The sequence below is a fragment of the Rhodoluna sp. genome, from assembly GCF_044239955.1.
Classification (GTDB): domain Bacteria; phylum Actinomycetota; class Actinomycetes; order Actinomycetales; family Microbacteriaceae; genus Rhodoluna.
The window spans coordinates 265646-286258 of the sequence record NZ_JBIIAL010000001.1 but is presented as its reverse complement, the minus strand read 5'-3'; the positions used below and the strand labels follow the sequence as shown (position 1 = coordinate 286258).

Annotated in this window: 21 protein-coding genes and 1 tRNA gene; 17 read left to right on the top strand and 5 right to left on the bottom strand. The window is 49.5% G+C overall.

Annotated features, from left to right (window positions below; all coding sequences use genetic code 11):
- The first annotated feature begins 3 nt into the window (after window positions 1-3).
- Window positions 4-420: a nucleoside-diphosphate kinase gene (ndk, locus tag AC9UFE_RS01420; RefSeq protein ID WP_509545070.1), complete on the top strand. Its 417-nt coding sequence runs from the start codon at window positions 4-6 to the stop codon at window positions 418-420.
- On the opposite strand, the gene AC9UFE_RS01415 is transcribed toward ndk, so the two are convergent.
- Window positions 417-1142 (bottom strand): vitamin K epoxide reductase family protein, encoded by a 726-nt coding sequence (locus AC9UFE_RS01415; RefSeq protein ID WP_509545067.1) that lies wholly within the window; start codon window positions 1140-1142, stop codon window positions 417-419. The two genes, ndk and AC9UFE_RS01415, sit on opposite strands and share 4 nt — an antisense overlap.
- Window positions 1143-1310: 168 nt before the next feature.
- On the opposite strand from AC9UFE_RS01415, the gene AC9UFE_RS01410 reads away from it, so the two are divergent.
- From AC9UFE_RS01410 to AC9UFE_RS01350, 13 genes are all read left to right on the top strand, one after another.
- Window positions 1311-3386 (top strand): Rne/Rng family ribonuclease, encoded by a 2076-nt coding sequence (locus tag AC9UFE_RS01410; RefSeq protein ID WP_509545064.1) that lies wholly within the window; start codon window positions 1311-1313, stop codon window positions 3384-3386.
- Window positions 3387-3452: 66 nt separating this feature from the next.
- Window positions 3453-3761, top strand: a complete 309-nt coding sequence (gene rplU / locus AC9UFE_RS01405) for a 50S ribosomal protein L21 (RefSeq protein ID WP_509545061.1) — start codon at window positions 3453-3455, stop codon at window positions 3759-3761.
- A 13-nt stretch (window positions 3762-3774) separates the two neighbouring features.
- Entirely contained in the window at window positions 3775-4029 is a 255-nt protein-coding gene (rpmA, locus tag AC9UFE_RS01400; protein WP_509545058.1) for a 50S ribosomal protein L27, read from the top strand.
- Between the two features lie 75 nt (window positions 4030-4104).
- Window positions 4105-5625 carry a GTPase ObgE gene (gene obgE / locus AC9UFE_RS01395; RefSeq protein WP_509545055.1) on the top strand — a complete coding sequence of 507 codons (1521 nt, stop codon included), beginning with the start codon at window positions 4105-4107 and terminating at the stop codon, window positions 5623-5625.
- A complete protein-coding gene (proB, locus tag AC9UFE_RS01390; RefSeq protein ID WP_509545052.1) occupies window positions 5626-6423 on the top strand; it encodes a glutamate 5-kinase in 798 nt (265 codons plus the stop codon).
- A 9-nt stretch (window positions 6424-6432) separates the two neighbouring features.
- Window positions 6433-7677 carry a glutamate-5-semialdehyde dehydrogenase gene (locus tag AC9UFE_RS01385; RefSeq protein WP_509545049.1) on the top strand — a complete coding sequence of 415 codons (1245 nt, stop codon included), beginning with the start codon at window positions 6433-6435 and terminating at the stop codon, window positions 7675-7677.
- 35 nt (window positions 7678-7712) lie between these two features.
- The gene (locus AC9UFE_RS01380) at window positions 7713-7898 is read left to right on the top strand and encodes a hypothetical protein (protein ID WP_509545047.1); all 186 of its coding nucleotides are present in this window, start codon (window positions 7713-7715) and stop codon (window positions 7896-7898) included.
- A gap of 15 nt (window positions 7899-7913) precedes the next feature.
- Window positions 7914-8501, top strand: a complete 588-nt coding sequence (gene nadD / locus AC9UFE_RS01375) for a nicotinate-nucleotide adenylyltransferase (RefSeq protein WP_509545044.1) — start codon at window positions 7914-7916, stop codon at window positions 8499-8501.
- Entirely contained in the window at window positions 8498-9301 is an 804-nt protein-coding gene (locus AC9UFE_RS01370; RefSeq protein ID WP_509545041.1) for a hypothetical protein, read from the top strand. Before nadD ends, AC9UFE_RS01370 begins: the two co-directional genes overlap by 4 nt.
- Window positions 9302-9313: 12 nt before the next feature.
- Complete coding sequence (gene rsfS, locus AC9UFE_RS01365; protein ID WP_509545038.1) at window positions 9314-9694, top strand: ribosome silencing factor; 381 nt, start codon at window positions 9314-9316, stop codon at window positions 9692-9694.
- Between the two features lie 20 nt (window positions 9695-9714).
- Window positions 9715-9787: transfer RNA gene (locus tag AC9UFE_RS01360), tRNA-Ala, on the top strand.
- 73 nt (window positions 9788-9860) lie between these two features.
- Window positions 9861-10484: an alpha/beta hydrolase gene (locus AC9UFE_RS01355; protein WP_509545035.1), complete on the top strand. Its 624-nt coding sequence runs from the start codon at window positions 9861-9863 to the stop codon at window positions 10482-10484.
- A 58-nt stretch (window positions 10485-10542) separates the two neighbouring features.
- The gene (locus AC9UFE_RS01350; RefSeq protein WP_509545032.1) at window positions 10543-11301 is read left to right on the top strand and encodes a Bax inhibitor-1/YccA family protein; all 759 of its coding nucleotides are present in this window, start codon (window positions 10543-10545) and stop codon (window positions 11299-11301) included.
- Here the strand turns inward: AC9UFE_RS01350 and AC9UFE_RS01345 are convergent.
- From AC9UFE_RS01345 to AC9UFE_RS01330, 4 genes are all read right to left on the bottom strand, one after another.
- Window positions 11281-14508 carry a DNA polymerase III subunit alpha gene (locus AC9UFE_RS01345; protein WP_509545030.1) on the bottom strand — a complete coding sequence of 1076 codons (3228 nt, stop codon included), beginning with the start codon at window positions 14506-14508 and terminating at the stop codon, window positions 11281-11283. The genes AC9UFE_RS01350 and AC9UFE_RS01345 overlap by 21 nt on opposite strands.
- A gap of 2 nt (window positions 14509-14510) precedes the next feature.
- On the bottom strand, window positions 14511-14801 hold the full coding sequence (locus AC9UFE_RS01340) for a DUF6504 family protein (protein WP_509525910.1): 291 nt from the start codon (window positions 14799-14801) through the stop codon (window positions 14511-14513).
- A 100-nt stretch (window positions 14802-14901) separates the two neighbouring features.
- Window positions 14902-15555 carry a DedA family protein gene (locus AC9UFE_RS01335; RefSeq protein ID WP_509545028.1) on the bottom strand — a complete coding sequence of 218 codons (654 nt, stop codon included), beginning with the start codon at window positions 15553-15555 and terminating at the stop codon, window positions 14902-14904.
- A gap of 47 nt (window positions 15556-15602) precedes the next feature.
- On the bottom strand, window positions 15603-16394 hold the full coding sequence (locus tag AC9UFE_RS01330; RefSeq protein ID WP_509545025.1) for an aminotransferase class IV: 792 nt from the start codon (window positions 16392-16394) through the stop codon (window positions 15603-15605).
- An 84-nt stretch (window positions 16395-16478) separates the two neighbouring features.
- Here AC9UFE_RS01330 and pabB point away from each other — a divergent pair, with 84 nt between their 5' ends.
- The 3 genes from pabB to leuS all read left to right on the top strand — a co-directional run bounded on the left by pabB (window position 16479) and on the right by leuS (window position 20594).
- A complete protein-coding gene (pabB, locus tag AC9UFE_RS01325; protein ID WP_509545022.1) occupies window positions 16479-17822 on the top strand; it encodes an aminodeoxychorismate synthase component I in 1344 nt (447 codons plus the stop codon).
- Window positions 17810-18058 carry a hypothetical protein gene (locus AC9UFE_RS01320; RefSeq protein ID WP_509545020.1) on the top strand — a complete coding sequence of 83 codons (249 nt, stop codon included), beginning with the start codon at window positions 17810-17812 and terminating at the stop codon, window positions 18056-18058. The genes pabB and AC9UFE_RS01320 overlap by 13 nt, the downstream gene beginning before the upstream one ends.
- 61 nt (window positions 18059-18119) lie before the next feature.
- Entirely contained in the window at window positions 18120-20594 is a 2475-nt protein-coding gene (gene leuS / locus AC9UFE_RS01315) for a leucine--tRNA ligase (RefSeq protein ID WP_509545017.1), read from the top strand.
- Window positions 20595-20613 lie beyond the last annotated feature (19 nt).

Genomic DNA, 20613 nt, shown 5'->3' with positions numbered 1-20613 from the left:
GAAATGTCTAAAGAGCAGACATTAGTTTTGATTAAGCCTGATGGTGTTGCCCGCTCACTAACTGGAGAGATAATCAGCCGAATTGAAGCCAAAGGCTACGTTGTGACAGGACTAAAGATGTTGCAGCCATCTGCCAAGCAGCTTGCTGAGCACTATGCAGAGCACGAGGGAAAGCCCTTCTATGCTCCACTGATTGAGTTCATGTCCTCGGGGCCGATTGTTGCAATCAGGCTGGAAGGCGATCGAGTAATCGAAGGATTCCGAGCTTTGGCCGGCGCAACTGACCCAACCGCTGCCGCCCCTGGCACCATTAGAGGCGATCTGGGTCGCGACTGGGGAGAGAAGGTTCAAAAGAACCTCGTTCATGGTTCAGATTCAGTTGAATCTGCAACTAGAGAACTTGGAATCTGGTTTAGCTAAAACAGGCTGGGCCAAAGGTCCCAGAATTTCCAAACCACAGTTGCGCTCAATCCAAAGAACGTCAAGATCGTAAAGAGCCAGTGCCAGTCATAGGCATTTACAAAGAATCCAACAGTTTTCAATGGCACTGGAACAATTCCCTCACTGGCGGCAAATAAGAAGTGCTTCCAGAACATCGGAATCATTCCAGCCCAAGCCACCATGCAGTATGGGCACAGCGCACCGATATCAAAAAGACTTTGACTAAAGAGCCAGAACACGAATACAAATCCACCCGTCATGCCGAGAGTGAATAGCTGCCAGAACCACTTTGCAAATTTGGCTCCAGCTAATATTGCAAAACCAATAAGAACTGGTGCGAAAAAAGCCGCAAGCCCAATTAGGGGATTAGGAAAACCTAAGAGCGAAGCCTGCCAGGTCAGCATTACTGACTTGCAGGAAATAAACGGGCTCACATCGCAGCTGAGAACCGCATCGGGATTACTGGCGACTCTAAGCCTCTCGATCGTGAGGGCGAGAGCCGCAATCCAGCCCACAACTCCGCCGGTAATAAGCATCCAGGCCAGCGAAACTGGAGCCCCAATAAGGCTCCGTTCGGCTGGTTTTTGACTCATAAGTCCAAGTATTCCACGACAATTCTGGGCTTTTGCCAAATTGGTGTCATACTTGTAGATAGGTGAGCTAGAGCCACATCTTCTAGACGCCACAGGTTTATTGAGCATTCGGCTCCAAGGTATAAGACCCATCGGGCAGCTGGCAGGGCGTCGTGACAGCAATGACTCACAACCACCAAAGTTTTAGTCGGCTACAAAAGTCGCCGATACAGATTTGATAGCCGAATAACGGCAAAGTGTGTGGGCTTTTGCCAATCGGCAGCTTGGAGCACCAAAATGGCAAAAGAAAAAGACGATTCAGCCAAGGCTAAGAAACTTCCTAAGAAAACAGACAAGAAACCTTTAGCGGCTAAGTCGAAATCAGATGAGCTAAAGAGCTCAAAAAAAGCTGACTCAAAGGCTCCAAAGAAAGAGAAGTCTGAATCAAAAGGCTATTCCAAAGAGTCAGAAACAGTAACTCCGAAAGCAAGTGCTAAACCCGTTGCAGTCAGTGCGACCTCTCTACTGTTTCAAGCCCCGGATCTTCCCCCTGTTGAGCCTCGCAAAAAGTCCAACAACAAGAAGAGTCCCGATAACGAGTCAGAATCTCATCTTCGAAGACGATCCCGTCGCAGAGCCGGCGAGCCTATTGATGAATCTTCAGACCTTCCAAACGTTGTCGTCAAGGTTCGAACCCCGCGCGCTCCAAAAGAGCCAAGCAACGAACCACAAAGGGTCAAAGGTTCAACCAGACTTGAGGCCAAAAAGCAGCGCAGGCGTGATGGGCGAGACTCCGGTAGACGTCGTCAAACAATCACCGAAACTGAATTCCTGGCTCGTCGCGAGTCGGTAGATCGAATGATGCTGGTTCGATCCAAAGACGCCAAGATTCAACTCTGTGTTGTTGAAGACAAAGTTTTGGTTGAGCACTACGTGGCGCAGACCCAAGATGGTTCGCTAATTGGCAATGTCTATCTAGGAAAGGTCCAAAACGTACTTCCTTCTATGGAGGCAGCTTTCGTCGACATCGGCAAGGGAAGAAATGCCGTGCTGTACTCCGGCGAAGTTAACTGGGACGCCGATGGACTAGAAGGAAGACCAAGAAAGATTGAGCTTGCTCTCAAATCAGGCGACACCATCTTGGTTCAAGTAACCAAGGACTCAGTAGGTCAGAAAGGTGCTCGTCTGACTTCTCAGGTTTCTTTGCCTGGAAGATACGTGGTTTACGTTCCAAACGGCAATATGAACGGAATCTCCAAGAAACTTCCAGATTCTGAACGAGTGCGACTGAAGAAGATTTTGAAGGACATCGTTCCAGAAGAAGCGAGCGTGATTGTCAGAACCGCTGCCGAGGGAGCAACCGAAGAGCAGCTAACTCTTGACGTGCAAAGACTGCAGGCACAGTGGACCGGGATTCAGAACAAGCTTAAGAAAGCCACCCCGCCAACCCTCCTGCACTCCGAGCCAGACCTTCTAGTCAAGATTGTTCGCGATGTGTTCAACGAAGACTTCCAGAAGATGATCATCGCTGGCGATGACGCCCAGTCGGTTATCACCGAGTACTTGGAGTCTGTAGCTCCTGATTTGATGGATCGAGTTGAAAGCTACACGGGCAAGAATGACCTATTTGATCACTACCGAGTGGGCGAGCAGATTGACAAGGCTTTGGAGCGCAAGGTCTACCTTCCTTCCGGAGGATCGCTAGTTATTGACCGCACTGAGGCCATGACCGTGGTTGATGTCAACACCGGAAAGTTCATCGGAAGCGGTGGAAACCTTGAAGAGACCGTAACTAAGAACAACCTGGAGGCTGCTGAGGAAATCGTGCGCCAGCTAAGGCTGCGTGACATCGGTGGAATCATTGTTGTGGACTTTATCGATATGGTTCTTGAATCCAACAGGGATCTGGTATCCAGAAGGCTTATTGAATGTCTAGGTAGAGACCGCACCAAGCATCAGGTCGCTGAGGTGACTTCCCTCGGTCTTGTTCAAATGACAAGAAAGAAGCTTGGAATTGGACTTTTGGAATCTTTCAGCGAGCCTTGTGCGGTCTGTGATTCCAGGGGAGTGATTGTGCACCACGAGCCAATCGTTCGCTCCCGTTCAAATAATGAAGGCAAGAGTGAGAAAAAGCGCAAGGGTCACATGGATGTTGCCAACGTCGTAACCCCCGAGAAGGCTGTCGAGATCAACAACGTCATGGCCAAGATTGCCGCCTCCACTATTGGCAAATCAGCTGAAGCAGAGCCTGCGGCTGATTCCAAGGCCGCCGGCCTGGAATCCATTCTTGAGGCCCTTCCGGAGGCTAAGCAAGAGGCAAAACGCAAGCCAAGGCGGGCATCCAGCGATGGACCGGTTGACCCCAAGGCTTAGGCCCCATTAGACTAGGGATTTGTTGCCCAGGTGGTAACAATCCAAACTTAGAAAAAGGTAAAACAAGTGGTTTACGCAGTAGTTCGCGCAGGCGGTCGTCAGGAAAAGGTTTCAGTTGGAACCATCGTGACTTTGGACCGAGTAAAAGCTGACGCAAGTGGAAAAATTCAACTTCCGGCTCTGCTTTTGGTAGACGGCGACAAGGTTACAACCGATGCCACAACCCTTGCTTCCGTAAAGGTAACCGCAGAGGTCATGAACGACCTTCGTGGACCCAAGATCATCATTCAGAAGTACAAGAACAAGACTGGGTACAAAAGAAAGCAGGGTTTCCGCTCTGAACTTACCCGCGTAAAAGTACTAGAGATCAAGTAAAGGACTAGAACAAATGGCATCCAAAAAAGGCGTTAGCTCCACCAGGAACGGTAGAGACTCCAATGCTCAGCGTCTTGGCGTAAAGCGTTACGCAGGCCAGGAAGTCAACGCAGGCGAGATTCTTGTTCGTCAGCGCGGAACCCACTTTCACCCGGGAAAGAACGTAGGCAAGGGCAAGGATGACACTTTGTTCGCTCTAGCCACAGGAGCCGTGCACTACGGAACCAAGGGTGGTCGCCGAGTAGTAAACATCGTTGAGGCTGCATAAGTCTAGAACGACAAAAAGTTTCTACTAAAGGCGAGCCAAAGGCTCGCCTTTAGTTATTTACAGGAAGGGACGAAATTGATTTCATTTGTTGATCAAGTCACCCTTCACCTGCGCGCCGGTAACGGCGGAAAAGGGTGCGTCTCGGTAAAGCGAGAAAAGTTCAAACCCCTTGGCGGTCCTGACGGAGCAAACGGTGGCGATGGTGGATCCATCACCTTAGTTGCGGAGTCCAACACAACAACTTTGCTTGATTACCATTTCCATCCACATCGCGCCGGGGGAGATGGCGCAGCCGGTGCGGGAGATTTTAGAAATGGAGCCCAGGGCGCTGACCTAAGATTGCCAGTTCCAGTTGGCACGATTGTGAAAAAGCCAAACGGTGAGTTTATTGCCGATCTCGACGAGGCAGGCATGGAACTTGTCGTTGCGGAAGGCGGAGTAGGGGGACTCGGAAACGCAGCACTTTCCTCCACAAAGCGTAAAGCTCCGGGTTTTGCTTTGCTTGGTGTTCCTGGCTGGGCAGGCGATGTAGTGCTCGAGCTAAAGACCGTCGCCGACATCGCGCTAGTTGGATATCCAAGTGCCGGAAAGTCCTCGCTGATTGCTGCTGTCTCAGCGGCACGTCCAAAGATTGCTGATTACCCCTTCACCACTCTTCACCCAAACCTTGGTGTCGTGCAAGCTGGCGAAACAAGGTTTACCATCGCTGACGTTCCAGGACTTATCGAAGGCGCAAGCGAAGGAAAAGGCCTAGGCCTTGAGTTCTTGCGTCACGTTGAAAGATGTGCTGCATTGCTGCATGTTATTGATTGCGCAACTCTTGAGCCAAACAGAGATCCAATCTCGGATCTCGACAAGGTTCTAAAGGAACTGGATGCCTACCAAGTCCCAGAGGGGCAAGTACCGCTGACTCAAAGACCGGCTCTTATTGCTCTCAACAAAATTGACATTCCCGACGCTCAAGAGTTAGCGACGTTTATAACACCAGAACTTGAGGCACGGGGATTCCAGGTTTTTGAGGTATCTGCCGCTTCGCATGCAGGGCTAAAAGAGCTCAAGTATGCGATGGCCAAGCTAGTTGAATCGGAGCGCTTGGCAAAAGCCAATGTCCCAACCAAACCTCGCATTACGTTAATGCAGGCAAGAAAAGAAGACAACAAGTTCACTATCGTTCGCGAAGAATCGGGAATGGAAGAATTCTTCCGCATCCTTGGCGCCAAGCCAGAGCGCTGGGTTGCCCAAACAGAGTTTGGAAATGAAGAGGCAGTTGGATATCTGGCTGACCGCTTGGCAAAAATTGGAATCGAAGACGCGCTTTTTAAAGCTGGAGCATCCTCGGGTTCAACCGTGGTGATTGGCCCAGGAGATGGAATCATCTTCGACTGGGAGCCAACAATTGCTTCAACCGCGGAGCTACTAGTTAGCCCTAGAGGTACTGACCCTAGGTTTGGTCCGCTGAATGATCGAAGAACTACGGCTGAGCGCCGAAAGCGCTACCAAGAAATGATGGATGCAAGATCCGCATTCCGCGATCAGATGGAACAAGACCGAAAGTCTGGAGCTTGGAGTACGCCGGCGCCAGAGGAAGACAAGTAAATGTCTGAGCAAGCTAACTGGCTTTTCGGCGCAAAGCGAATTGTTGTGAAGATCGGCTCAAATTCGGTAACTGGAGTAAATGAAAACAAGATTGACCACCTCGTTGATGCCCTCGCTAAGGCGATGGAGCGGGGCACTCAGATAGTCCTAGTCTCATCTGGAGCAATTGCTACTGGCATGCCGCTTTTTGACTTCGAGAAAAAGCCAACAGATCTTGATACTTTTCAGGCACTAGCAGCTGTTGGCCAGTTCCGCTTGGTGTCTAAATATCAGAAGTCTCTTGAGAGATTTGGCATTATTGCTGGTCAGGTCCTGCTTACCGTGCCGGATATTGAGAATCACGAAAGCCGAGACAACGCAAGAAAGGCCCTAGAGAGACTTTTCGAACTTAAGGCCCTGCCGATCGTGAACGAGAATGACACCGTGGCTACCACTGAGATTCGCTTTGGAGATAACGATCATCTCGCAGCCATGGTTTCAATCCTGATTGATGCAGACGCCTTGGTTCTACTGAGCGATGTTGATGGAATCTACGACATCCCACCGACTAACCCAGGGGCAAAGTTGATTTCTCACGTTCCTTTCAACATGGACCTGGGCACTCTAGAAATCGGCGGTACCAATACTGGTGTTGGAACTGGCGGGGCAATCACCAAGGTGGCCGCAGCCAGAGAATGCACTGAAGCCGGAATCGCAGTTATTGTGACGAATGCTGACAATGTTGGACCAGTTCTGTCTGGAAGTAACTCCGGGACCTTCTTTGAACCCAGAGCACAAACAAATAAGTCGCAGGGCTAGGCTCGAGTCATGACCGCGTTACAAAGAATCCAATTAGCTAAAGACGCTAGCTACTCGCTAGCCCATGCTTCAAGTGCTTCCAAAAACGCAGCATTGAAATCAATTGCTGAGCTACTTGTTGCGCGCAGCGCAGAGATTCTCTTGGCGAATTCAATAGACCTCGAGCAGGCCCTCAAATCAAATTTGGCTACAGGGTTGCAAGATCGCCTTCGGCTCACGGAAGCAAGGATAAAATCCCTTGCTGATTCCATTCAAGAGGTTATCGCGCTACCGGATCCAATAGGAGAGGTAGTTCAGGCCAAAACACTTGAGAATGGATTAGACCTCACTCAGATTCGTGTCCCTTTTGGTGTGATTGGGGTGATTTACGAGGCCAGGCCGAATGTAACCATCGACATCAGTGCTTTAGCTATCAAGTCGGGTAATGCTGTTGTACTTCGCGGTGGAACCGCTGCTGAAAACACAAACATCGCGCTTTCAAAGATTCTCAAAGACGCTCTGGCAAGTTCTGGCCTCAGCCCAGAGCTAGTGCAAACAGTAGATGACTTCGGCAGAGACGGAGCGAACGAGATGATGGCAGCTCGTGGCCTCATTGACGTCCTGATCCCAAGGGGAAGTGCAAGTTTGATCTCTGCCGTGGTTGAGGGTGCAAAGGTTCCTGTAATTCAAACTGGTGACGGCGTCACACACTTGTTTATTGATGAGTTCGCTAACCCAGACTGGGCTGTTGAGATTGTGTTTAACTCAAAAGTGCAACGCCCAGCGACTTGCAACGCACTAGAGACATTGCTGGTCCATGAAGCAGTTGCCTCAACTATTCTCCCCAGGGTTCTCGATCGCTTGGTTGCCGTTGGAGTCACTCTTCATGCTGACCAGAAAGTAAACAACATCTACCCGGCCTCTGTTTTGGCAACCGAAGCGGACTGGCATGCGGAGTACTACTCGCTCGATTTAGCGGTAAAAGTTGTGGCTTCTTTGGACGATGCCCTGGATCACATAAAAAAGTACTCAACACACCACACCGAGTCAATAATCACAGGCAATGAAGCTCACGCGGAACGATTTTTGACTGAAATCGATTCAGCGGTAGTTATGGTGAACGCCTCAACGAGATTCACCGACGGCGGTCAGTTTGGCTTCGGAACCGAGGTCGGTATTTCAACACAAAAGCTTCATGCCCGCGGTCCAATGGGGTTAAGAGAGCTAACAAGCACGAAATGGCTGGCTAGAGGTGCCGGCCAAACGCGGGCCTAGGTTATTCTAGTTTTAACACTTCTAAGGAGAATACTTTGTTAGCTGTACTACTTGCTGAGACCGATGGTGTGTTCATCCAACACAGCGAACTGCCAATTCCTGCGCTGGCTTACGGCATCATCGCGATGACCGTGTTTATCGTTCTTGCATTCATTGTTTTCTCCTATCGCGATGTAGCTAACCGCCACGATCACAAGAATTCGAGCTCGCAAGGTCACTAGGCCTCCAAATTCTCTATGGCTAAAATTCGACTCGGAGTAATGGGTGGCACCTTTGACCCAATTCACAACGGCCACTTAGTGGCCGCCAGCGAAGTAGCAGCAGCACTAAAGCTTGATCAAGTTGTATTCGTGCCAACCGGAGCGCCTGAGAACAAACCAGATGTTACCGGCGGCGAGCATCGCTATCTCATGACTGTTATTGCAACCGCAGCTAATCCAAGATTCCTGGTTTCCAGAGTGGACATCGATAGAGACAAGCCGACTTACACAGTTGACACCCTTACCGATCTCAAGAACAGCTACCCAGATGCTGAACTGTTCTTCATAACCGGAAGTGATGCCATCGCGCAGATTTTAGCCTGGAAAGAAGTTCAGAAACTTTGGGATTTGGCACACTTTGTTGCCGTTAGTAGGCCAGGCCACGCTCTTCAGATTCCAGACGTCCCCAAAGGAACGGTCACAGTTGTTGAAGTTCCAGCGCTGTCCATCAGTTCAACTGACTGCAGAAACAGAGTTTCTAACGGTGAACCTATCTGGTACCTAGTTCCCGATGGTGTAGTTCAGTACATTGGTAAGCATGGTTTGTACAGGGGGCTCTCATGAGCGATAGCCCCACCTTCCAGTCTCGAAGAGAGCGTCGAGCTGCAGAGTCAAATACTGTTGCACAGCAACCAGTCGAGCAAACCGCAGCTTCACCAACCTTTGAACCATACATTCCTTCATTTAGTGAACCTGTAACCGAAAACACTGGCTACAAACCCTACGTTCCAGAAACACCAGCGCCGTTATCTCAAGCACCAAGCTACGAACCCTATGTTGCGCCACCAAGCCAACCACAGGTAGCAAGATCTCGTCGCGAACTTCGGGGTCTAAATGACCTGAAGGACTCTGCCCCAGCTGATAGGTCACCGCTCTTCGACGACCACACCCTCACTGGCTCGGTTCCAATTGTTGCAACACCCGACATATTTTTAGAGCCAGTGACCGGCTACAACTTCGGCTCCACCGCAAATTTGGGAATTGAGCCAGTCACAGCATCAATCATCCTAGATAAAGTTCCGGACATGCTTGGCGGATCAATAGTGCTATCAGGCTCTGGCCCGGCTGTAACCACGGGTTCAATTCAGATTCCAACTGTTGATCCAACCACCGGAAGCATCACCGTAATCTTGGAAAGCGAAAAAGCTGACGAGGCCGTTGCCGAAGATAGCCTCAATTCCTTTGTTTCCTCTGTCGCTCCAATCCGAGCTGCGGGAATTGCCAAAACTAGGGCCAAGGTAGTTGAGCTGACTCTTATTAACCGCAAAGGCCAGGGACAGGTCTACGCGGTTATGTCCACAGTTGTTCTCATGATTTCCGTAGGAGCACTTACGGTGGCCGCGTTTATGTTAGGAATCTTATAAAGATGGGTGTTTGTGAGCGCTACTAAAAAAGCAATTGAAGTTGCAGAACTAGCTGCAGCGGCAGCTTCCGACAAAGTAGCTGAAAACATAGTCGCACTCGATGTTTCGTCTCACATGCCCCTAACTGACATATTCCTGATTGCCTCAGGTAGAAACGAGCGCCAGGTTGTTGCTATCTCTGATGGCATTGAAGAAAAGCTTTTAGAACAAGGCATCAAGCTACTTCGACGCGAAGGAAAAGCCGGCGGACGCTGGGTGCTTCTAGACTTTGGAGAAATAATCTGCCACGTTATGCACGAGGAAGATCGCGTCTACTACTCGCTGGAAAGAATCTGGAGCGACTGTCCAGAGTTAAAGCTAACTGCTTTGTCAGCTAGCCCCAGTTTGAGCTAAGCTAACAAAGTTACACAAGAGGGCCTGTGGCGCAGCTGGTAGCGCACCTGCATGGCATGCAGGGGGTCAGGGGTTCAAGTCCCCTCAGGTCCACAAGTAAGTAGCCCTTCGGGGCTACTTTTTTGTTTAACTCTCAGAAACATAAATAGATATCTAGACTGAGACGGTGCCCGAAGAAAAACTTTCCAGACCACACGTTTGGCTGCCATCTGGGCAATCCGCGAACACCCTTTTGCTATTGCACGGATCTGGTGCGGATGAGTTCGATCTGTTGTCCTTGGGTAGGGCCCTCGATCCTTCAGCAAACATCTTGTCTCCACGCGGCCTCGCTAGCCAGGATGGCATGACGAGATTTTTTGAGTATTTGGATGACTTTAGCGCCAAGGAAGACACCCTTATTGAAGCCGTCGAGTCCCTGGCAGAGTTTCTGAAGCTAGCAAGTGAGCATTATGGGTTTGACCCGAAGCGAGTAACTGCTGTTGGGTTTTCGAACGGAGCTCACATGGCTGGTGCTTTGCTAACGGTTCACCCTGAGCTACTCAGGGGAATCCTTGCCTTTGGTACGACCAGGGCTTTTGTGGAGACCGAATTCAAACCAAACCTCCACGGTAAGTTCGTATTCATTGCTAACGGAGAAAAAGATCCCTACTCACCCAAGCAAAAGAGCGAGGACATGATCCAAGAATTTGGCGCTTGGGGAGCCAGAGTTGAGGTCTTGATGCACCCCGGCGGGCACCAGATTAGCCCTGAGCACGTTGAAATACTGGCCAGAGAGCTAACGCTCAGCTAACTTTCAGCAAATCGGCTTAGAATTTAATTGTTAGACCATAAGACAAAAGGAGAACATCTTGTCCCACAACCCAGTGTTTAACCGCTCAATGCAAACCGGATTACAGGCTGCTCGTGAGGTTCCTCAGGACCTTGTGGATGCAGAGTTTTCTAAGATTGCCTCCAAAAATGAGCCAATGACCGTTGAGGGAACAGCTGGCAAGGTAGCAGCAATCTTCGTTGTCTTACTTATCACGGCTGCTGCAACGTCGGTATTCGGGTATCTTCAGGGTCTTTGGTTACCAGCAATGTTTGTGGGCCTAGGTCTAGCTTTGTGGATCACCTTTTCTAAGAAGGTAATGCCAGGAGTCATCATTGCTTACGCTGCCGTCGAGGGTGTTTTCTTGGGTGGAATCTCCGCCATATTCGAGTCGATGTACCCAGGTATTGTTCAGTCTGCAGTTCTTGCGACCTTGACTACCGCCGGTGCGATGTTTGCCGCTTACCGCTTTGGTTGGATCAAGGTTGACGCAAGGTTCACAAGAATCATGACCTTTGCAATCGTTGGATACATGATCTTTGCTGTTATCAACCTAGGGGTTGTTTTTTTCTCTGATTCACCAGGTGTTTACGGTTCTGCTTTTGGCTGGCTTGCTGGATTGGTTGGAGCCGGCCTTGCTGCCTTCACTCTAAATCTAGACTTTGAGACCATTACTGTTGGCGCTAGAGACAAGTGGCCGGTAGACATGGAATGGCGCGCAGCTTTTGGTCTTACCGTTACTCTTATCTGGCTTTACGTTGAGATTCTTCGCTTGTTGTCAATTTTCAACCGCGACTAAATTTTTCTGACGGTATTGCTGCCACAGCTGATCTAGGTCCCAGGCGTTTTCAGCCATTACTGAAACTCCTTTGACTCCGGTTCTTCTGGTTTTACCTGAGACAACCATGAGCCTGGTATTGAAAAGCACGTGACTGGATCGCTCTTGGGCCTGATCAAAAAATGTTGCATCCGAACACCCTGTGCCATCATCGAGGGTTATAAAGACGACTCTCTTTCCTGAACGCATCGGGGGAGACTGGGTCGCTACCCTTACTCCAGCAACTAGAACATCGGTTTTGGATCTAAGCCCAACAAGTTCGCTTGCTCGAACAACACCCATTTGATCGAGCATCGGCTGATACTTAGCGAGCTGGTGGTCTGTGACATCCATGCCAAGTAGATTCATTTCGCTTTCCAGCTGAAGCTCCTTGGTGAATTCAGGGTTTCCCTTGGGCATCAAATCAATCAAGTCAAAATCAAGCATCGGTTGGTCTTTGGTGAGCTTAGGTCTTGATTTCAAGGCGCTTAGTTGCCTAACTCTTTCAAGGACATCTCCTCGTGTGTGATCTTGACTGTTGGCTCCAAGTTGATCCAGGGCGCCAATTAGCGCAAGGTTCTTGGCGGTAGCTCTTCCCGGGTTAGCTCGCAAATAGAAATCAGCAAGGTCTTTATAGGGAGCATTTTCGATAATGCGACTAATTTCTGCCCCAGAGATTCCATACAAATCACTAAGGGCCATGCGAATAGCTAACCCATCGGGAGTTTTCTCCACCAGATACTCGTCCTTGGATTTATTGACATCAACCCCAAGAATTTTCACCCCAAGTCTTCTGGCCTCGGCCAGCAGCAAACGCTTTGGATACATCCCAGGATCGTGGGTAAATAGGCCAGCTAAAAACTCAGTCGGGTAGTGAGTTTTCAGCCAGGCACTTTGATAGGTCGGTAGCGCAAAAGCTGCCCCATGAGCCTTGCAGAAACCAAAGCTTCCAAAGCCATCAAGCACGCTCCAGATTCGATCAACAACAACTCTCGAGTAGCCGCGTTTAGTGGCATTTTCTTTGAAGAACTTTTCAACAAACTTGCGGTCTTTTTCGAGAGACCTTCTAAGCTCATCGGCTTTAGCCAGCGAGCAGCCAGTCATAACATTCAGGATCTTTAGTAGCTGCTCGTGGAAGATAACAACGCCGTGGGTGGATTTTAGAATCGGCTCTAAATCTGGATGTATGAAATCCGGTTTGATAAAGCCATGCCTGCCATCTAAGTAGGGGGAAATCATGTTGCCCTTCATCGGTCCTGGCCTAAACAGGGAAATTTGTATTGTCAGGTCATTGAACTGCGTTGGCTGGTGCTTACCGGTTAGCTCTCTTTGGCCTGGGCTTTCAATTTGGAACACCCCAAGGGTGTTTGTAGTTCTTATTTGCTTGAAGGTTTCCGCATCATCTCTGGAGATGGCATCCAGGTCGATGCTTTTTTTGGAAACCCGTTCTATTTCCCTAATCGCGTAGGCCATGCTCGATTGCATCCTGACTCCAAGAATGTCTAGCTTGAGCATTCCCATCGGGTCCATATCGTCCTTATCGAACTGACTCATCGGGAGTCCCAGGCCGCTTGGTTCAACTGGGGTGTGAGCAAGAAGCTGCTCGTTACCGAGTATTACGCCGCAAGGATGCATCGAGATATGCCTTGGGAGCCTATCTAATCTTTCGGTGACATCAACTAAAAGATTTAACCTGCGGTCAGTGTCCAACTGCGCAGCAAGCTGTTTTAGCTCTGGCTTTTTCCCCAGCATTCCACGAAAGTCCCTAGCGCTAAAGCGCCAGATGCTTTTTGCTATCTCATCAATTTGTTCTGGCTCGAACCCAAGGGCTAGGCCACCATCTCTTACGGCACCTCTTCCGCGATAGGTGGACTGCATTGAAAGAAGCGTTACCCTATTGCCGCCATAGCGCTTGAATATCGCTCGGTATATCTCATGCCGTCTGGCTGATTCAACATCGATATCAATGTCCGGCAAGCTAGAGCGCTCGGTGCTTAGGAATCTTTCGAACAGTAGCTCATGCTCTATTGGGTCAACACTTGAGATACCAAGTAGGTAATTGACCATCGAGCCAGCTCCAGAGCCTCGAGCTGCCGTTCTGATTCTCATATCTCGAATCATCTGGGCAACATCGGCAACAGTTAGAAAGTAGGTAGCAAAACCTAGCTTGTTTATGGTTATTAGTTCTTGATGCAAGCGGTGCCTAATTGGCAGTAGCTTGTCTTCGCTTTTATCTGGATACCGCCAGGTGATTCCGGTGTGTGCTTTTTGCCACAGCACCTCAAAGGGGTTTCCCTCAATACCAAGGGCTGACTTCTCAGGGGTTTTGGGCTTGGACCAACCACAATCCGAGACCGGATCTAGCCTTAGCTGCTTCGCTAGAGCTTCGGTATTAGAAAGTAGCTCTAAGGCCAGAGTTTTACTCTCGGTAATTTCTACAGCTAGCTTTTCCATCAAGCTGGCAGGCTTTAGCCAGGCTTGGGCGTTTGGTTGTGGGTCAAATAGGCCAAGTGCCTCTAGATGCCTTGCGGCATCTAGGACATCGCCAGTAAGAGCATCATCTGGCTCAAGGTATCTAACGGCATTGGTTAATACCGGTGTGATGCCGATTGTTTTGGCAAGCTGCAGCATTCTTTTGGCCTGCAGGGTGGAGTAGTTGGTTCCAGGTTCAGTTAGGTGTGAAACTATTTCAACCGCAAGTGCTGATTTGCAAGGAAGCAGCTCTTGCCACTCCAAAAGTTTCTTGGCAGCATCAGTGGCATTGGAAAGTATTGTTGCTTGACCAAAATCAGAATCAGGACCAAGCAGTATGGTGCAGTTAGCTTTACTGTCTGTTGTCATCAATGCAGCTAGGTCTTTTTGAGAAATAGCAACTTCTTTTTTGCTTTTTTTCTGAGCGCTAGAAATGATTCTGCAAAGAGCTGCCCAACCGGTGCCGTTGTTATGACCCCTAGCCAAGATCGTTGCGGTTCCTTTGTGCTGAACGCTTAGTCGAACTCCAACTATTGGTGCAATGCTTTGGTTTAGGCAAGCACCGATGTGCTTTATGGCACCATAGAGACCATTTAGATCTGTTATCGCGAGCGCGTCAAAACCTAAAGCACTTGCAGCTTTAGCAAGCTCGTCTGGCTTAGCTGTTCCAAAATGAAACGAGTAAGCAGAGGAAACGTTCAGGTGAGTAAATGACATTGCTATCCAAATACTCGAAGGAGCTGCCAGCTATTAGTTTCTTCGGTATGGATTAGCTCAAACTGTGCGGGGGAGGAGTTTTCTTTACTGGCACTTAGTCGCCACATCTCAAGCTCTAGAACCCCGGCTCCGATACCGCGCTGGGCTCTGGCGGATTCATCCCACCAGTTCCTTCTCGAAAACCAGCGAACCGGCTTAGTGATCACCTGATAGCTGCCATTTCGCCAACTAAAGCCCACCGGCTCGCCAGCTTGGTTAGTTGCTACCTGGATTGACTCGTCTACCCTGATCATTTGATTGCCCCATAGTGCTCTATTTATTCGAACAAGTGTTCGAATAAATAGTGTATGGGTATCAGCCGACAATCAAAAATCGGCCCTAATCAGGACCCACTTAGGCCTTTGGGGACTCCTCGGCAATCATCTTGTCTGCAGCCTTGGAGATCTTCTTCTTGGCAAAGTGGATTAAAACAATGAATAGGGCGATGATCCCAACAAAGATAAAGGCGCCAAATTTGAAGTTTGAGGCCACCTCCTCGTAGCTAGCCCTGGCGATGTAGCCAATTGAAACGTAGACAGTAGCCCAGACGAAACAGGCAGCAAAGGTCCAGGAAATGAAGGTCTTGTATCTCATCTTGGTGGCTCCCGCCACAACCGGAACTAGCGAGTGCAATACGGGCAGGAACCTGGAGATTGCTACTGCTGGGCCACCTCTTTTTTCGACAAAGATATCAGCTCGCTGCCAGTTTTCTTCACCAAAGCGCTGACCGAGCTTGGAAGCTCTAATGCGATCACCAAAGAGTCTTCCGATAAAGAACCCTATGGTTTCACCGATTAGCGAACCTAGCAAAACTGCACCTATGAGCCAAAAAAAGTCTGCAAGATCAACAACACCGGTCGAGGCCACCAGCACAACGGTGTCCCCAGGCATGATCAGGCCAATAAATAATGAAGTCTCGAGCATGATTGCGATTCCAGCGGCAACATTTCGCCAAACAGGATCAACACCCTGGACCAATTCCAGTAACCAGTCGAGAGCTTCATTCACGCTGTTAATCCTGCCACAGAAACGTTGGAATCTACTGTGAGATGGCTCTAGCCAACCTGAGTGCTCAGTAGCTTGAGTCTCTTGGTAAAGGTCTCAAGCTGTGAAGAGGTCGGAAGCTCATCGGCCAATCCCACCCAAGAAGTAGCCGGAACTATGCCATTAAGAGAACTAAGTGCCCAGATTGGCAGCTTCACAAGCTCCTCGGGTTTGATGTTTTCAACCCTGGTTTCAATGTCCATTTGACTCGCTATTTGGAACAGCTCTTGCCTGGTAATAGAAGGTAACCAATTGGTTTGATCATCTGAGGAGCAAAGCACATTGCCACGCCACCAAACCAGGGCACTTAGCGCACCTTCAGCGACAAAACCCTTGGAATCAGTAATGACCGCTTCGGTGGCACCATTCATGTTGGCATGGCGCCTTAGCTGCTGGCACAACGATAGGTCAGGCCCTTTGACTAATGGAGACTGTCTTGGGTCAGCGTCTGGGTATTGCCACAACACCATTGAGTCCACCGGCGCTGGCGCTTCACGAAGTCTTAGGTGTAGTCGGTCCGCTGACTCTTGTTCGCCGTGATACTCGATCCTTGGAAACCATCTGCCCTCGCGAGGAGTCAGGCGTCTAACCTCGGCGAAGAAACCTTTCAGCAGAGGCTCTTGATTAGGATCCTCAGCGATAACCCAGGCGGCGAATCTATCGAAGTGTGCCTGCAAGGATCTAACCGCACCGTTTTCAACCAGCCAGGAGTCAGCTACTTTTAGCTGAACTTCGGGGCCAGAAACAATGAGAGGTTTAAGCTCTGCGTTTTCTAGGCGGTAAAAATCCCCCAGAACGCTCATCGATTACTCCTATAGGCCTTGGTCTAATCTATAGAGTACGAGCTTTTCTTTCAGCCCAAATCAATCTCACACAAGGTGGCCATTTTGCGTCTAGAGCTAGCCAAGCTCCGTGGCTTTGTGAACCCAGCGGACATCTTTATCTCCATCCACAAAGATGACCCCAATACCTTCTGGCTGGATAGGTCAACCCACCCAGACGAACCAGTTTCTGTCATCGGCTCCGCTGGCTCAACGCTTGATTTGGGTGACAATCCACTGGAAGCTATCTCGAACCATTTGGCCAAAATTCAGCAATCAATCGATAGCTTCCCCGAAGAGGAGATCCCATTTAGCTTCAGGCCAGGGCTAGTTGGCTATCTCGGCTACGAGATGCTCAAAGGCGCTCGCGAAATTACCTCTGGCGAAAAAGCTGAGCTAATGATTGTTGATCGGGCCATGGTGTTTGATCACCGCGATCGTCATATGTATTTCATTGGGCTATTCGAAACCGAAGCGGAATTTCACAACTGGCACCGCGCAGCACTGCTTCGATTGACCCTGGTGGGAGGGGAGCTAGCTTCCTATACCCAACGAACCAAAGAGCCAAAGATTCTATCGAGCAAGCTTCGTCACTCGCCAGATCAGTATCTGGAGCTAATAGAAAAGTGCAAGCAGCACATTGCCTCGGGGGATGTGTATCAACTTTGTTTGACCAACCAGATTCTTCTTGAGCATGATGCAGATCCGCTAAAGACTTTCCTGACTCTCAGGCAGCAAAACCCAGCTCCTTACGGAAGCTACATCAAGACAGGAACTCGAGAAATAGTCAGCTCCTCGCCGGAGCAATTTCTAAAAGTTACGGCCGAGGGGAAAATCTCTAGCAAGCCAATCAAGGGAACTCGTCCAAGGTCGCAAGTTCCTGTTGAAGACGAGCTACTTGCCAAGGAGCTAAGAGAAAACCAAAAAGAACAAGCCGAGAATCTCATGATTGTTGACCTTATGCGAAATGATCTTGGGCGAATTTGTGAACCAGGTTCAGTCACCGTGGAAAAGCTATTTGATATTGAATCCTATGCAACCGTTCATCAACTAGTTAGCACTGTGACTGGAACCTTGCAGCCAGGGCAAAATGCCGTCTCAGCATTGGACGCATGCTTTCCGGCAGGATCAATGACCGGAGCCCCCAAGATCAGAGCGATTGAGATTCTGGAAGATATAGAAGCTGGACCAAGAGGCGTTTACTCCGGTGCAATCGGTTATCTAGGTTTTGATGGCTCGGCTGATCTAGGGATGACCATTAGAACTTTGGTGTTTGAAGGAAACAATGTAACTCTTGGTGTCGGCGGCGGAATCACAATTGATTCCAATCCCGAGCAAGAACTTCAAGAAACTATGCTCAAAGCAGAGGCACTTCTTAGAACCTTGGGAGGTACAACGTGGAATCACTAGCTATATTTTTCAGCATAGTTTTTATTGGCTTATTGTTTCTTGGTCTGTTGGGGCCAGTTCTTGCCGTGTTGTTTCGCAAGAACAAGATTGGCAAATACTGGGTCCTTTCATATCTAGTTGTACTGGGCGGACTAACCGTTTTGGCTTTGCTGGGAAGTGCTGCATTGGGCGCGATCCCTCTTCTTGGTTTAGCAATAACCGCGGCTATGGCCTTTTGGCCTCGAGCAAACAAGTAATTCTATGCTTGGCTCTTGGTAGCCTTTACTAGCAAGTTCGTAAATCAGCAGGAGAATTCCAGTGTCCACCGAGTCAGAGCAGTATGACGCTAAGTCATTAGCGGATAAGTGGCTGCCTGTTTGGGATGAGCTCAAGCCCTTTGATTCTGGCAAGGCCGACGACAAAAGACCTAAGAAGTATGTTCTGGACATGTTCCCTTACCCGTCTGGCGATCTTCACATGGGTCACGCCGAGGCTTACGCGCTTGGCGATGTCATTGCTAGGTACTGGATTCAGCAGGGCTATAACGTCATGCATCCAATCGGATGGGACTCATTTGGTCTGCCGGCTGAGAACGCAGCAATTAAGCGCGGCCTAGATCCAAGGGGTTGGACCTACGACAACATTGCTCAACAAAAAGCTTCCATGAGACGCTACGCCTGTAGCTTCGACTGGGACCGCGTCCTTATCACTTCAGACCCCGAGTACTACAAGTGGAACCAGTGGCTATTTCTAGAGTTTTACAAAAAAGGCTTGGCCTACCGCAAAAACTCAAACGTGAACTGGTGCCCGTCTTGTCAGACAGTTCTTGCTAACGAGCAGGTGGTTCAAGGTCTTTGTGAGAGGTGCGACACTGCTGTAACAAAGAAGGCTCTCACCCAGTGGTATTTCAAAGTAACTGATTATGCCGACCGGTTGCTAGACGATCTAGACACCCTTGAGGGTGCCTGGCCACAGAAAGTTCTTTCGATGCAGCGCAACTGGATTGGTCGGTCCTATGGAGCTGTAGTCAAGTTTGAAATTGAGGGCAGGTCAGAACCTATCGAGGTTTACACCACAAGGCCAGACACTTTATTTGGTGCGACATTTATGGTGGTGGCTGCTGATTCAGATTTGGCAGGAGAGCTTGCCGCAGGCTCGAGCCCAGAGGTTCGCATGAAGTACCAAGACTTTTTGGAAGCCACCAAGAAAAGTAATGACATTGAAAGATTGGCAACTGACCGACCAAAAAACGGCGTTGATCTTGGAAGATTTGCAATAAATCCAGTCAATGGTGAGCGCATTCCAATTTGGTTGGCGGATTATGTATTAGCTGACTACGGAACGGGAGCCATCATGGCTGTTCCTGCTCACGATCAGCGAGATTTAGATTTTGCCAAGACCAATGGTTTACCTGTGCAAGTGGTAGTAGAAACTGGTGAGCCGGACCCTTCCGAGTCTGGGGTAGCAACTACCGGCGATGGCGTTCTGGTGAACTCCGGAGAGCTCAACGGATTGAACAAGGCTGACGCCATCAAGAAAATCACGGCAACACTCGAAGCCGCAGAAAAAGGAAAAACCGCAAAGAATTTCCGCCTACGTGACTGGCTGATTTCCAGGCAGCGTTACTGGGGCACTCCGTTCCCTATTGTTTACTGCGACGCCTGTGGCGAGGTTCCAGTTCCTGAATCTGAGCTTCCTATTAGGCTTCCAGATTCCAAAGGCTTGGATCTGTCGCCTAAGGGAACCTCACCGCTTGGAGCTGCAACTGATTGGGTAAATGTTCCGTGCCCAAAGTGCAAAGGCCCTGCCAAGCGTGATACCGACACCATGGATACTTTTGTTGACTCTTCTTGGTACTTCCTTAGATTCCTTTCACCAAATTCCGACACTGAAGCTTTTTCTAAATCAGAGGCCAAGCAGTGGGCGCCGGTTGATCAGTACGTGGGTGGAGTAACCCACGCCATCTTGCACCTTTTGTATGCACGCTTTTTCACCAAGGCGCTGCATGACCTAGGTCATCTAGATTTTGAGGAACCGTTTACCAGATTGCTAAACCAGGGAATGGTTCAAATGAACGGTTCCGCGATGAGTAAATCTCGTGGAAATCTGGTTCGCCTATCTGAGCAACTCGATGAGCACGGCGTAGACGCCGTTCGCCTAACCATGGCATTCGCAGGGCCTCCAGAAGATGACATTGACTGGGCTGATGTTTCTCCAGCTGCGAGCTCAAAGTTTTTAGCTCGAGCCTGGAGATGTGCCAATGAAGTTGAGTCAGAACCTGGAGTGGACTTTGGTTCTGGAGATCTAGAACTTAGAAGAGCCACACATCTTTTCTTGCAGCAGTTTCCAGAACAGATAGAGTCCTTCAAATTCAACGTGGGTGTTGCCAAGGTTATGGAACTCGTGAATGCTTTGCGTAAGGCAATCGATGGTTCGCCTGGACCTAAGGACCCTGCTGTTCGCGAAGCAGCCGAGACGGTAGCCAAGGCGCTGAGTCTATTTGCCCCGTACACCGCAGAAGATATGTGGCAAGTGCTTGGACACCAGCCAGCTGTTGCGCTAGCGGGATTCGCTAAGCCAATTCCAGAGCTTTTGGTTCAAACCAGCTTGACTGCGGTGGTCCAAATCGATGGCAAGCTTCGGGACAAGTTCGAAGTCCCAACAGACATTAGCGAAGCGGAGCTTGAGAAGCTTGCGATGAGTTCTGATGTCGTGAAGAAGGCGCTTGAAGGAAAGAGCATCAAAAACGTAATTGTTCGAGCTCCGAAGCTTGTCAACATAGCAACCCAATGACTCGCAATCATATAACTTG